The 15,028-nt window shown below is 65.3% G+C and carries 5 protein-coding genes; all 5 read left to right on the plus strand.

From position 1 onward, the window contains the following. The first annotated feature begins 31 nt into the window (after window positions 1-31). From DB31_RS08600 to DB31_RS08620, 5 genes are read left to right on the plus strand one after another with little or no spacing between them, the layout of a single operon-like run. A complete protein-coding gene (locus DB31_RS08600; RefSeq protein WP_157231884.1) occupies window positions 32-946 on the plus strand; it encodes a hypothetical protein in 915 nt (304 codons plus the stop codon). Next, window positions 943-3,816 (plus strand): macro domain-containing protein, encoded by a 2,874-nt coding sequence (locus tag DB31_RS08605; RefSeq protein ID WP_044185096.1) that lies wholly within the window; start codon window positions 943-945, stop codon window positions 3,814-3,816. Before DB31_RS08600 ends, DB31_RS08605 begins: the two co-directional genes overlap by 4 nt. Then, window positions 3,817-7,059 carry a hypothetical protein gene (locus DB31_RS44630; RefSeq protein ID WP_052419814.1) on the plus strand — a complete coding sequence of 1,081 codons (3,243 nt, stop codon included), beginning with the start codon at window positions 3,817-3,819 and terminating at the stop codon, window positions 7,057-7,059. Between the two features lie 47 nt (window positions 7,060-7,106). Further along, entirely contained in the window at window positions 7,107-11,882 is a 4,776-nt protein-coding gene (locus DB31_RS08615; protein ID WP_044185098.1) for a DEAD/DEAH box helicase, read from the plus strand. Further along, window positions 11,879-15,028 carry a hypothetical protein gene (locus DB31_RS08620; RefSeq protein ID WP_044185100.1) on the plus strand — a complete coding sequence of 1,050 codons (3,150 nt, stop codon included), beginning with the start codon at window positions 11,879-11,881 and terminating at the stop codon, window positions 15,026-15,028. Before DB31_RS08615 ends, DB31_RS08620 begins: the two co-directional genes overlap by 4 nt.

A 15,028-nucleotide genomic window follows, 5' to 3' on the forward strand; every position in this document is an offset into this window, starting at 1 on the left:
GCCTGATGCCAGCAAGATCCTCCTCACGCGCATGCGTAGGCGCCTGGGCAGCGACTACCGCCCTGGCCAGAGTCTCCCGCGCAACACCGTGGACGATCTCGTGCAGGAGGTCATTCACGGCGACGAGCACGTGGCCGGTGTGCCCGCCAAGCCCGCTGAACTGCGCGACACCTTCACCGACAAGCACCAGATCTTCATCCAGCTCGCGGATGGTTGGCGGCTCTCCGAAAGAGGGGAGATGCTGAACAAAGCGATGTTCTCCGGCTTGGAGATCCTCCAAGCCCCGAGCGACGCCCACGCGCTCCACCGCTTCGCCCACAACCACCTGTTGCTCTACCCGGAGACGTTTCCCCTGCTGCGCGCCTTTGCGCCCCCGGGCAGCGAGAAGTCCGCCCTGGACCGTTGGGCCGGCCACTTCTTCTTCTCGCGAAAGGTGAACAGCGTCACCATCGACTACATCGCTTGGGAACTCGAACACCTGCAAATCGTCCGCAAGGGCCAGGGATTCGAGCTGTTCAGGCCCGCGCCCGCAGTCATCGCGTACAACTTCGTCGACGCCTACCTCCAGGCTTCGGACATGCGGCTCGATTACGGCGTGCCCATCCAGGATATCGTCACGCAACTCAACATGTACTTCCGCGAGGCGCGCCGGTACCTGCTCTCACCGGATTGGCAAAGGGATCTGCGGCCCTCGGGAGGCCCTCTCATGAAGCGGGAGATGGGGGACTCCCAACTGCGCCTGGAGCGCGCGGACTTCCTGTGGCTCACGGAGCACTCGCTCGTCGAGCCCAGCTTGGTGGGGCGCGTGCTGCGCGAGATGAAGTCCTTCGCGGCCCTGCAGGCGCTGCGCGAGAAGCTCGAACCCATCCTCATCAAGAACACGCCCATCAACGAACACGATTACCTCTCGGCACTCTCTCCGGACGAGAACGAGCTTTCGCGATGAGCTTCTTCAACTCTCCCTTCAACTACATGGCCTCGCTGCAGCAGGCGGCGAGCGAGTTCAGCCCCACCGAGACGGAACAGCTGGTCCGCGGCTACCTGGAGGACTTGAGCCGTGCGGTCTCCGAAGACTCCTTCGATCCCACCGGAGGCGTGAACGCGCTCGTCTTTGGCGAGTGGGGTCACGGCAAGAGCCAGGTCATGTACCGCACCGCGGACCACCTGACGCGCCACCACCCGAAGGTGCTCACCGTCCGGATCATCGCGGCCCGGCTCGCTCCCCGCGACATCCTCGAGGCCGCTCTGTTCGACCTGAAACGCCAGTCCGGCACGCATGAGGAGGCCGAAGGGCTCCACCGGTCCATGGCGGAACTGGGCGACATGGCGGATGACGATCCCCACGCCCGGAAGATCGCGGCCAGGGCCCTGGCCAGCATGGCCTCGCACACCCAGCGTCTCCACACCGCCCTGCTCTTCGATGAGGCCGCGCAGACCTCGGGCATCGACTTCCAGGAGTTCCTGCGCGAGCTCGAGCAGGCTTTCTCGTCTACGCACAGTGTCCTCCACACCATGCAGTGCCACAGCCTGGCCACCCTGGATCGGGCGCGGCAGGTGGCGAATAACCTGGGGGACTGGGCACGATCCGCCCGGCAGATCCACCTGCCGTCGCTCCAGCTGGCTCAGGCCTATGATTTCTTCCGTACGCGTTTGGCCGCGCGCACCCATGACTCGCTGCTGGCCGAGCAGCTCATCCCTCCCGGCATCGCCAAGACGCTCTGCGCCGCAGCGGGTGGTAACCCCCGGCGGATGCTGCAGTACGCATCCCAGATCTGGGAAGCCTGCCATCGCCATGGCGAGCATCGGTTCACCGGGCGCCGCGTGCTCGAGGTCTTCCGCAGTGAAGCCGGTGTGGCGGCCGGCACCAGCCTGTTCATGGAAGCCCGCTTCCGACGCATCCTCGATCTACTGCCCCAGGAGTGGGGAAGCTTTGGGCAGAAGGTCCGCCTCTTCTTGGAGCGCCGGATCCCCACTTTGCTCGGTGAGTCGGAACTGATATCCCCCATGCAGCTGGCAGCGGATCTCGGCAACGTTTCCATCGGAGAGTTGCAGAAGATCACTCGCGAGGTAGGTGGCATCCCGCTCTTCGAGACGAAGACGGACGAGTTTGACGACACCACCTACGGGCTGACACACGCCTTCCGCTCGGATCTGTGCGGTGCCTTCGGCTCTACGGGCGGGCTTGATCTCAAGCAGATCCAGATCAAACTGCTTCTCAAGCCGCGCGAGGAGCAGAACCTCATCGCCAGCGGGCTGGCCAACGTGCTGCGGCACAAGGGCTACACCCAAGTCGCGCCGAGGCTCGTCCGTCTGGGGGAGTTCCCATCCGAAGCCCACGCCCATCACCAGACGCCCATCCGGGGCTTCATCATGCAGGTTCAGATTCCGGACACCACTATTGACGTCCCGGTGCTCGTCACGGGCCTGTGCGGTGTCGCGCCCCCGTCGGCGATGATCGAGCGCATTGCCCGGGGGCTGGCTGACCGGGAATGGTTGTTCGCCTACATGCTGTACGCCAACGAGGATCTGTTCTGGGATGACTGGCTCCACGGGGAGGCGGCCCGGCAGCTTCCAGCAGATCTGCACGAGAAGGCCTCCCGGATCCGGACGCTGAACCCTTCCGAGAAGCTCGTTTCCCCCTCGGCGGTTGAACAGGCGCATCCGCCCGGCGTGGCGGCGGCCATTTTCTTCGCCCACCTTATTGGCGCCGGCCAGCAATACTCCGAGGGCAAGCTCCCTCCGGAGGAGATTGCCCCCATCATCGAAGGTACTGTCGCGGAGATGAACGAGGCACTCCCCCAGCTTCGGGATGTGCGTTACCTCCCCTCCGAGTCTGAGCGGAAGCTCCTGGACAACTCCTGCTGGGACAATGCCTCGGCGGAGAACGGGCTCACCCTCAAACAGATCAGCGAGGCCACGCAGGAGAGGCTGACGGGCACCAGCCTCGAGAACCTGCTGGGGGGCTACCTGGAGAAGCGCGGGGGCCTCTACTTCCGCAACAAGAGCGCTGGCTTCCCCATCTTCAGCGTAGTCCGCGACGTGCTGAAGGCTCGGCAGCGGTGCTCTATGGACGCGCTGATCGAGGAGGTCCGCAGCGCGGAGATCTTCGTTGGCGGCGGCGACCGGCTGCGGATCAATGTCGAATGGATCGTGGAGAAGCTCAAAACCGCAGGGTTGGCCCGGCGTGAGCAATCGGAACTGCTCTTCGTTGACCTCACCAAGGCGCTCAAGGAGAAGGACCAGAAGTACAAGTCGCAACTGCAGGTATTCACGAAGCGGATCGCCCAAATCGAGCAGTACGAATCGAGCCGCGCCGAGCCCTTGCAACGGAGCCTCGAGGACATCCGGAAGCGAAAGACGCCGGACGCGAGCCTCTCCGAACGCAGCGAACAACTCGATGAACTCCTGCTGGACCTAGAGCAACTGTCCGGACGCATCGCCGACGAAGAGCAGGCGATCGTGACCGACAAGCAGACGTACATCAACTACTTCACCGGGGAGCTCGCGGAGCTGAAGCGGCTCAGGGAAGGGCTGGCGCCAGAGTGGCAGAACCGGGCATTCACCGAAGAGGAATACCTGGACGCCGACAACCTCTTTGAGACATTCCGGAAGAACCTCGAAACACCGGTGGGCAACAACCAGCGCAATGTCATCATGCGCGAGCGGCGCTCCCTGCAGAATCGGATCGACGCACTGAGAGCCCGGGCCCAGGGCAAGGCCGCTGCCGCGCCCGAGGATCCATCCTCGCAGATCGTTAACCGCATCCTGTCGAAGCAGCCGTTCGACCGGCTGGTCGTCACCGTGGAGGAAGTCTAGATGCGCTCGATCGGACGCGAAAAGGAGTTGGAGCGGGTACTCGCCCAGATCGCGCGGCGGGTGGATGCCCAGGGCAACCGGATCACCTCGCCAGCGGCGACCTCGATGGGCTCGCAGGTCCACATCTCCGTGGAAGCCCCTCCGCGAGGAGGCCTCTCCCTCTTCCTGGAGGACGCGAAGGAGACCCTCGCGCAAAGGCCGGGCTTGTATCCCGTGCTGGTGACCGTGCAGGACAGCTCCCGTCCTCAGGACGCGCTGCGCCTCGCACTTGAGGAAATTGCCCGGGCTGCGGGAGTCCCGCATCCCTCGGACACCACCAACCTGAGCCTCTTCCAGCTCTGCGAGCAACTCTGGGAGAGCCAGAAGCGGGTCGCCGTCCTCATGCTGGACGTCACCCAGGCGCTGGAGCAACTGCACGGCAACGAGAGCCTTCGCCAGAAGGCGTCTTCGAACGCGCTGCTGCAACGTCTGCGCATCCTCGTCAACGACATGGAGGACAAGCAGCCGACTCTCGCGGCGATCGTCGGCTGGCGCAACGATTTCCGCGAGCGCAGCATCGAGTGGAAGGCCCAGGACGTGGAGATGCGCTACTACCCGCACATCACGCTCTGGCCCGACTTCAAGCAAGAGGACGCGTGGCCCCTGTTCGAATCCATTCTGCGCGCTCAGGGTTACACGAACATCGACGGCCACTATCCCGGCTTCTGCCGCACCGGGCTGACGGTTGGTGACATCCTCGAGGAACTGAAGCAGACGGGTGCGCACCGGGTGGATGGCCCCCTGCTTCTCTCCACGCTGAACCGAAAAAAGCCTCTGGAGCAGGACGTGGCGACAGTCCCCTCGGATCTGCTCGTGGCGCTCTGCCTGCAAGATGCCCGGATCGGCCCCTCGCATCCGCTCCACGAGAAGATCTCGTCCCCTGCGGTCAAACCGTTCGTCAATCCGGAGAGGACCGAGCAGGACGAGGTAGTCTATGTGGCTAACGAGGACCTGTACCGGGCGGCCCACGTGCTGCCAAACCGGTTTCTCATCTCCACTGTCCGCGACTACCAGCGGCGGTTCGAGGATCGCGATCCGGAGTTCGCTCTGGAGTTGCTGGCAGGACTGCCGCCCGCGCTCACCGGCGTCGCGGCCCCGGAGGTCCCTCAGAAGCTCGGGGGCTACGCGAAGATCGCCTTCAACTTGCCGTCCGATCTCGTGCCGCCTGGGCTGAAGGAGATGCGGGTCACTGCCTACTGCACGCTGGCCAGCGAGATCAGCAACGACCTGAAGACCGACCTCATCGCCCAGTTGAACGCCACCGAGAGTACCCCGCTTTCACGGGCGACCCAATGCGTGCTCGTGCTGCACTCCGAGGCGGGACAGGACAGCCAGCTCCACGCGGCCGTCCTGTCCTCGCCTCGGCCCGATTGGCGGATCCTCCAACTCAAAAAGGGGCGGCTCACCAAGGACGAGGCCGCAGCGCTCTGCACCATCGACATCAAGGCCGAGCAGGCCACAGAGCTCGCCTTCAAGAAGGTGGATCCTTCGCGGCAGTCCAAGGATCTCTCCACCTACCTGCAGCGCCAGATCCGGACGCGCTTCAACAGCCTGCTGGGCAAGTACCCCGCCTTGGACAGTCAAGCCTTCGACGGGCAGCACCTGCCACGGTTGATGGTGGAGAGTCACACCTTCGTGGACCTCGCCACCTCGGGGGATGACGTCTCAGAGACCGCCATCAAGGTGCTCGAAAACCTGCAGGTGGTGGAGCGCAAAACCAGGAAGGAACTGTGTTGGGCGTTCGAGAAAGACATGCTCCTCAAGAACCTGCTCGATCGGGCGTCGCACGCGGCCGGGAACTTGAGCGAGGAGATGTCGAGGCTCTACACCTTCGATCCCCGGAACTGGCCGTCCATCGCCGCCGCGCTCGCCACGGCGTATTCCGACTTTCTTGAGCCGCAGGGCTCCACCCTCCGGGAGAAGCCGCCACAGAACTCGCTCACCCAGCGCGTCCGGATCGCCTTCACCCGTCTCGATCCCCTACTCCAGGAACTGCGGGACCTGAGCGCGCAGGGCAAGGCTGTCACCCTTGAGCACGAACGCGAGGAGCTCGATTCGCAGCTCACCTCCGCGCAGAACATTTCCAGCATCGAGTTGATCTGTGAGGAGACGCTCGCCCTCGTGGAGAAGGGAAAACGAGCCGTCGAGGAGACTCAAGAGCGCCGGGACCAGTTGGTGACACAACTTCAGAGCGACTACAACGAACTGGAGCGACGAGCGCCCGACCCCTCGCTCTCCAATATGCGCTCGGAGCTCTCGAAGAAGGCCAAGCAGATTCTGGCCAGGCAGCCTCCCCTGCTCGCCGAACTGGAGGAGATCCAGCGCAGCTTCGAGACCTACCGGGCCAAGGCGCGCGCGGTCCAGGAGAAGCTCCAGACCAACCTCCAGGATGCCGCTCTTCTGCGCCAGCACATCCAGGCCCGCCGAACCACGCTAGAGAACCTTGAGAAGCAGGCTGCTGCGCTCGATGGAGAGGCCCATCACCGGATCCAAGAAGCGCTGAGGTCCATCCACCAACAACTCGACGAGCTCCATTCCCAGCTCGGCGATGAGAAGAAGCACCCCAGCATTCCGCCCGATGCGCGGGAGAAAGAGCTGATCACCATCCGCACGGCCCTGGACACGCTCGCCAGCCAACTGCAGGAGCGCTCCCGCTGGATGGTGGCTCCACGAAAGGCTCCTGCGCCCAGGCCTGCGACGAGCCCTCAGCCGGCTCCCCCAAGCAGCGCCGCGCCTCAGCCCTCGGCGGGCGGGGGGATGTCCACGCAACCCTCGGCTCTTCCCCCTCAGGCGTCCCCTGCTCCTCGCGACGACACGCACCGGCCTGAAACGTCGGCGCCCCCCGTCGTGGCCGCTCCGGCCTCCGGACTCCCGAAGCAGCTTCCCTCCTCTCCGCCCGTCATGCCCGTGGCAGGCACCGCGCCCACTCCGCCGCCCAACCCGGCGACTATGGCCGCGCCGCCCTTTGTGCCCCAGGGCATCGCGGCCGCGCCACCGCCCGAGACTGGCTCTCAGGCGTCGCAATCGCCGATTGCGCCTGTCCCCGAGCTTCCCCAAGCGCCTCCAGAAACCCGGCCTGCGGCTCCGCGTGAGCGGCGAACCCTCACCTTCATGCCCACCCCCGAAGACCTGCGCGTGCTCGCGGAGTTCCTGGACACCCAACCTCACATCGTCCACTTCAACTTCGAGCCTCCCCAAAGCTGATGCGTCCCCTCAACGAATACACCGCCATTCGTGAGCGGGCAGGACGGATGCTCGAGGTTCTCATCGAGAAACAGCATTACGACGGGCTGTGCGCCGATCTGCTGTACGTGCTCGACGAGGAGTGCCGCCAGCGGCTCAACGCGGGAGCGAGCGAAGTCTTCGGCTCCGTCAAGAGCCTCTGGGAGCCCTTTCTGGACGCGATCCGCACCATTGCGCCGGAGATCGGCCTCACCGCCGGAGTGAGTAATGCCCGCCTCCTTCAGGAAGAACTCTTCCAGATGATCCTGCGCCGGATGGTGAAGGAAGGAGACCTCATCTTCGCCAGCGACCGCCAGCGGGCGCGCAGCCGGGCGCTGGAAGTGGCTCACTACCTGCGTAACCTCCGCCAGCGAACTGCCCTCAAGGAGCAGAGCGGCTTCCGCCCTCGGCTCGTCGAGATGATGAAGGTCGAGGTCCGCAAGCGGGAACGTCCTGTCCGCGCCCGCACACTCGACGAGTTGCTGGATGCCCTGTCTGAGCTGGAGTACGAGCAGACCGCCGACCATCTCGAGGCGCTCCCGCCACTCCAGAAGTTGGAGGAGCTCAAGGAGGCATTCGGGGCGTTCCTGCAGCGCGCCCTCCCCTCCCCTCAGTTCGCGGACTTCCAGATGCGCGCTTTCGAGCAACTCGTCACGGAGGCCTTCCTTAAGCAGAACGCGGAGCCCAAGGCCGCCGTGATCGCCGCGGGCACGGGCTTTGGAAAGACCGAGGCCTTCCTCCTGCCCATCCTCTTCTACAGCGCCTATGCCCGGCTGCTGAAGCAGCACAACGTGCGGGAGGAGGGCGACCAGGACACCTCGGGCATCGACGCCCTGCTGCTCTATCCCCGCGTCGATCTCTGCGACAACCAAGCCGAGCGGCTCCTGGGGTACCTGTACCACCTCAACGCCGTTCTCCTCGAGAAGTTCGGCAAGGAGGCGTTGGGCGGGCCCCTGCGCCTAGCCCTCGCGCACGGCCGCATCAACGATACCTTCCGCATCCGCTGCCCGGCCTGTCTCAAGGAGGAAAAGGTCGCCGGCGTGGCCTGGACGGAGAATGACAAGAACAAGGCCTTCATCCGGCCGAAGTTCCGGGACACGGACAGGGTCGAAAGCTTCTTCTGCGATCGCAAGCTGGAGCACCAGCACGTCGCGGACATGCTCGTCTTTCAGGTGTACCGCGAATCGCGCGACGCGGATCTGTTGATCACCACCGTGGACACGCTGCACCGTCGGCTGATGGACCATCACGGCGAGGCTTCGATCTTCAAATCACGCAAGCTGCCGCCGCGCTTCGTGGTCCTCGACGAGATGCACATCTACGAGGGACAGCACGGCGCGCACGTGGCGAACATCCTCCGCCGCTGCCGCCAGCGCATCTCCCATATGCGCCACGCCATCACAGTGCCGCCTCTCTTCATCGGGGCTTCGGCCACGGCCGGAAGCCCCGAGCAGCTAGCCGCGCGCATGTTTGGCGTGCCCTTGGACAAGATCCAGCTCATCCAACCGGGCAGCGACGAGAAGAAGACGCAGGGGCTGGAGTACTTCTTTTTCCTGCGCTCGCCGGGGAACCGACTCGTCGAGGAGCGGCTTCCTCCCGCAGTCCTCGCGGACGAAGCCCCGGACGATGATACGCAGGACGACTTCCCCGTCCCTTCCCAGCCCCCATCCCCGAGCCACTTCGTCTCCGAGCGGGCGACGATGCTCCAGGCCGCCTTTGCGCTCCAGCACACGATGAAAGCACCGGGCCGGGTAGGGGCCAAGAGGAGGACGCTCGGCTTCGTCGACTCAGTGGACAGCGCCCAGCGTCTCGGCAGCCAACTCGATGACGCCGAGTGGCAGGACTTCGGTCAGGGAGCGATCGCGCGCAAGGGCGCACCGCCGGCGGGCCACCAGAAACCCCCGCTCTACGCCTACCGGCTGCCCGTGGGACGCCCCGGCGCGGGCTTGGCGGATCTGACCAACGCAATCCAGGCCTCGGGGGCGGAGATTTCCCGGGGCCTGGCGGCACCCTCCTCGTTCGCATTGCCACAACTCGGGGTGGGTTGCATCCGCCAGTCCTTGCGCGACTGCCATCAACCTCCCCACCACCTCCTCGAGCGCTGCCAGCGCTACGAGCAGGGCGAGTGCTGGTTCGCCATGGCCCACTCTGGCGAGGAGGGGCTGCGTCCCATCCCCATCCAGACACACCGCTCGGGCCGCCGGGGCTGGGGAGACGCTCAGCGGCGGTGGGAGGACATCGACAAGGATCAATGGCGGCTACTCATCACCACCTCGGCGCTCGAGGTTGGCTTCGATCACCCCGAGATCATCGCGACGTGGCAGCATCATGCTCCTCCGAGCGTGGCCTCCTTCGTGCAGCGAAAGGGGCGCGGCGGACGTGGGCTGCGCGACTACCCCATCACGATGATGGTGTTGGGACCGAACGCGGATGACACCTACACCTTCCAGAACCACTTGAAGTTCGTGGACTCGGCCGACTTCAGCAACTACGTCGACGAGGAGAACCCGAGCGTGCGGATGCAGCACGTCTTCTCGGCGGTCCTGGACTGGTGCGCTTCCCAGCAAGGCTACCAACAGGTCTACACCACGTATGAATTCGAACCGCTGTTGAAAGCCCTCCGTCAAACAGAGGTGCGCGACTGGGTCAGCGGCTGCCTCGACATGCGGAGCAAGGCGATCCACGACATCCTTACCGCGCTCCATGCGTACGTGGCGGAAGTCTGGCATGCGCCGCTCGATCCCTCCGGCAAGGAGTTCCTGGGCGGAGATTCGGTGCGGCCCAGCGATCTGTTCAAACCCACCGCCGCCCGGAAGATCGGCGTCTGGAAGGACCGGCTCCGGTCCCGCACGGACGTCGAACGCACGCGACAGTGGTTGGATGCGGCCGAACGCTTCTTCGAGGGTGGCGATAAGCGCATGCGCAACGTGGTGGACTTCTGCCAGTACGTCCCCGACGCCCTGCTCAAGAACCCGGATATGCACATTCCGGCCACGACGCTCTCGACGCCAGTGGGACGGTATGTAGACATGCTGGAGCGGCCCCAGGGGCGGCCGCTGCGCTGGGTTGCCCAGGAGCCCACAGAGTTCGCGCTGCGGGCATTCCTCCCCGGCGGCTTCAAGGCCCGCTACGACGGGCAACTGTGGATGGCTCCCTGGCAGCCCTCCGCCAACCTCGTGACTACGGGCAATGTCACCTGGGCGGCCACGCGCGCCCAGATCCACGAACTCTACAAGCCGGGCAATCCCATCACTCTGATCGATCTCCTCAAGGAGGCGAACCTCGAAGAGGGCACCCAGCGCCAGATTCTCTCGGCTGCGGGAGAGGACAGCGTGGTCGTGTTCCCCGCGGGCCTGGAGATCCGGCCGCTCGGCAGGCAGATGTCCCGCTCGTTCCAACTCGACGAGACAACGAAGACGATCGTCCCCACCAAGCCCCAGGGCGCCACCGGCACGTACACCCTGCTATCCCGGGATCCGAACGTCACCCCACGCACGGTCGTCATTCCCCGGCGGAGCCAGAATCGGCGGCTCGTGGTCTCGTCTGGAACCGGGCTGCTGACGTCCATCTCCTTTCATGAGTCGTTCCGGCTCGTCGTGGCGTACTACGCCAACCTGGTCCACTGCTACCCGAAGGACGATGAGGTCCGGACAATCGTTGTGCGCTTTCAGGACGAGACGGTTTCGAAGCCGCTAGTGGCGGCCATGGAGGTACGCAGCCAGTGCGTGGAGTTCGTCATGCGCTGCCGCGAGGAACGCCTGCGCGGCTGGAGCGCGGCCCAGCGCGCCCGAGCCTTCTGGAGACGCGTCTCCTCCGAAGCGCTCGAGGTGCTCGTCGTCCGGCGGGGACTCCTGCCGAACATGTACCTGTTGCCAGGAATGATCGATCTGTTGCGTTGGGCGGAGGCCAAGCGCCGGGGCCGGGTGGGTGCCTTCTCCGAGCGCCCACCAACGGACGCGGAACTGCGCGAGGCCTTCACCCAGCCTCTTCCCGGACAGCAGGAGATGGCACGGCTTATCGTGCAAACCTCGGCGCCCCTGGCCCAGGTGCTCCAGGAGGCCGCGACGTGGACGGACGCCCATGGCGCCCGCTTCACGCTCGCAGACAGTCTCGCGGTGGCCCTGGCACGCGCGCTGGGCAGCCATATCAACGTCTCGCCCAGGGCCCTGCGTAGGTTCGTCGACGTCCGAGGCGCGGACATCCACGTGATGCTGTACGACGACATCGACGGTGGGAGCGGCAACGCCCGGCGCATCGCCGAGGAGTTCAGCCGGTGGAGCCCGGAGCGTCTCTGGCAGGGAGTGGAGCGCGCCTTGGACTGCCCAGCTGCGGGGATGGACGCGGCAGTAGCCACGGCACTCTCCTCGAGGCTGTCTCCAGACATCCTCTCCACGATGGCCCACCGCAACCAACTCCCCGAAGAGTGGACGGCCCATCTCGCCAGCCCGGCCCGCGCCCGTCACCGGTTGCGGCACCTGCTCGAAACCCCAGCTCTCGCGGCCTTCTACCTCTACGCCCATGAGGAATGGCGCCTGCTCCAGGAGCAACTCTCCGCTCCTCCTCCCCACTGCGCCTTCGTGGAGAGAATCCACTGCGCCCCCGCGCTCGATCCCCGCGCCGAGGCGCTGCGGCAGCAGTTCCTCCGGAGACAGGACGGGTTGGCCGAGCTCCCCGCCCGCCTGCAGGAGATGGAACCTTTGTGCGTGGCCGGCTGCCCGGAGTGCCTGACAGGGGCTCTGTTCGAGGAGGAGCGCTTCATCGATCGCACGTTTCTCCAGAAGCTGCTCACGGAGCGCACGGAATGACTGGAACACTGCGCCGCTCGCTCGAGGAGTTGCACCGTTCGAGCCGGCAGGATCTGCCCTCCCTGTGCAATGTGCTCGTCCAGATCAACGATACCCCCGTGTGGGTGTCCCAGCAGGGTGGGCGCTGGCAGCTCCGGGTGAGGAGCCTCTCCAACACGGTCAATGCGTTCATCGCCGTGCATAAGGCTCCCGGGGAAACCGGGCTGGACTTGAAGTACACGAAGACGTCGGCCTCCCTGCTCGCGATGTTCGACGAGGTACCACTGCGGCGGCTCTTGTCCCCGGGAGAGATCGCGCTCGTCCAGGCCGAGCCCCGGCACAGCAGTGACGGCGAACTCTTCCTCAACGTTCAGGCTATCCTCTTGCTGAGGCCGTTCCAGACCTTCGGCCGCATCCAGGTGGACTACGAGTCGCGCTGCGCCCGCAAGAGCTATCTCTCGGTCACCAAGGGTGTTGGCACCAAACCCCCGGACACGCTCCACATGGGCAGCGTCGGAGGCATGGTGGCTCACGAGGTCTTCTCCCGTCTGGCCCAGCAGGAGAACCGGCGGGCAGATACCCCAGAGGAGATTTTTGCCCACGCACTGGGCAGTGAGACCGTGGGCTCGCTCGTCTTCCTCGGGCTGAAATCGCCCGAGGACATGAAGGCCGCGCTGCGCCCGGGCCTGGACGTCCAAGAGGTCATCACCCGCTCGGAAGCGCTGCGCCGGTTTCTGGCGTCCGATCAATGGGCTCCCGAGAGCGATGTGCTGAACAATGGCATCGTCGTGGCCCCGGATCTCCTCGGGCGCAAGCATGTCGCGGAGCTGAAGTACATCAGGCCCGGCTCGGATTACGACGACGCCGACAAGCAGCGCGGGCAGATCGAAGCCTACCTCGCTTGGGCGATGGTCGAGTACGGGCTTCCTGAGGTCTGCTCGGAATGGAAGGGGCTGCTCGTGCAGCTCCACCCGCAGGTGGACGAGGCGCAGCGGGTGCGGACGCTGCAAGCACAACCCGAGCTCATCGGGGGACGCCTGCTCAAACGGCACCGCCTGCTCGCACTCACCAACGGCGCGTGGCTGCCTGCTCCCAACCCGGACGAGTGCAACCAGTGCGAGTTCAGCGACAAGGCACTGCGCGGAGAGGAGCAACAAGCCGCGCCCGCGTGCACTTTCCACTGCCAGATGGAACGCGGCTGGGAGTGCTACACGCCTCCTCCGGGCCGTGCGTGCCCGCTGATCGACAAGTGCGATCAGTACAACCGCTTCGTCGCGTTCGAGCGCTTGGATCAGTTCAACCGGCTCCGGGCCGATCTGCTCGACGAGGAGGAAGAACGGGCGGCCATCTCCCAGATCATTGAGGCGCTGACAGGCCGGGAGGGGGGCGAGGCCACGGGGCTCGTGCTTGGAGGGTTGAAGGTACTGGAGCACAAGCCAAGCACCTTGAAGGTGGAACTCCCGCCGCGCCTGCAGGTGCTCGACTTCGCGCACCGGGACGAAGTCTTCGAGTTGTTGTGCGAGGGTCGGGCGGCCGGGCTCGTCCGCATGCACAAGCGCAGGGGCCGGGACCAGATGACGCTCTCCGAAATCCACTCTTCGATGCGTCCGCTCGCCACTGGCACGCTCGTCGCCTTGAGGGCGGTGCCCGAGTGGCGGGTGAGCCCCCGTGATCAATTGAGGTACCTGGACCTTGTGCAGCGCCATGACGAGCCTCCGATGAGCCTGCGGTCCGGAGCCCGCCGCGATCGGCTCCCGGCGTGCACGGAGTTGGCGTCCATCGAGCAGCTCTCCCCCGAGGCCCAACTGGTGCTGATCGACGCTCCCGGTCGCTCGGCGCTGCGCACTGCGGCGCAGAAGGTGCTCGATTGGATGCGCTCCAGCGGCACCGGACGCATCCTGGTGGTGGATGCCATTGAAGGGCTCCAGCCCGCCCAGGAGTTCGCGGATCTGTCGGACCTGTCGTTGTCCGAGGCATTCCATGCCGACACTCTGCCGGTGGCGGAGCGCCTGCGCGCGCTCGTGGATGGCATCCAAGGCAAGCGCGTCTGGTGCGTTCCCCGCGAGCAACTCACCGGTATCCGGCTGAGCACATTGGTGGAGTCCTTGGGGCGTTTCTCTGACGTCATCATCATCGGCGCAGAGACGTTCCCGCTGCTGGCCATCCACCGCTGCCTGGCGCTGGGCAAGCGCGTCACGCTGGTAGGTCAGGCCTCCGCCAGCGGCCCACGCGCGGAGAGCCTCCAGGCCCGGCAGTCGGAACTCTACCAGAACACGCTGCGGCTGCTTCTCGAGGCGGGACCCTCCATCTTCCCAGCCCAGGTGGAGCAGGTGGAGATCGTGCGCCTGCCGGCCGTGCACGGCTGCGCCGGAAGTGACCGCATCTTTAAGTTCAAGGGGATCCAGCGGGTGAGCCGACTGGAGCCCCATCCCTGCGCGGCTCCCGAGGAAGGACCGGAAGCGAGTACCCAGGCTCGGGTGCAAGGGGAGATCGAGCTCACGCGGTTCGTGCCGCTCAGTCTTCATCAGGTGCAGAAACGCCACGTCATCGTGGAGGTGCTTCCTTCCGAACGGAACTCCGTGCGCCACCTCAAGGAACTGCTCAAGGGCATCACGGCGCGAAGCATCGAGCGGATGAACATCATGGCGAAGGGGCATCTGGACACGGCGCTCCTGGGAGAACGTGTCCGTATCGTGGACATCCAACAGTCCACGGTTTCGGCGTCGCCGGGCACCGAGCACCGCGTGACGCTGCGCGTGCCCCATGACCGGTTCCCTTTCATCCAGGAGCGGCTGTTCACCAGCCGCACCGAAGTGGAGGAACTGCTCGCCTTCGCGAAGCAACGCCCCCAAGAGCAGTTTCACGTGACTTCGCCCTTCTTCGCGCAGTGCCTGCTGATAAGCCAGCTGGCGATGGAGAAGGAGATCCCTAACGTGATCGTGGTTCCCTTGGAGCACCTGGGGTGGAAGCGGCCTGGGGGGGACCGGAACCTGCTGGTCAGCACCGTCGTCACCCGGTCGAATCCGGGCTACCCCTATCCCATGAATGACCTGGGCCGACTCATCGAGTTGTTCACCGGGGACTATGCGGAGGTGCACCTCTTCTCCTCGAAGGAGGCCTTGACGCACCACCCCGTTCTCCTCCGCCTGACCAGCCCGCGGCTCTAA

It is taken from the genome of Hyalangium minutum (assembly GCF_000737315.1).
Classification (GTDB): Bacteria; Myxococcota; Myxococcia; order Myxococcales; family Myxococcaceae; genus Hyalangium; species Hyalangium minutum.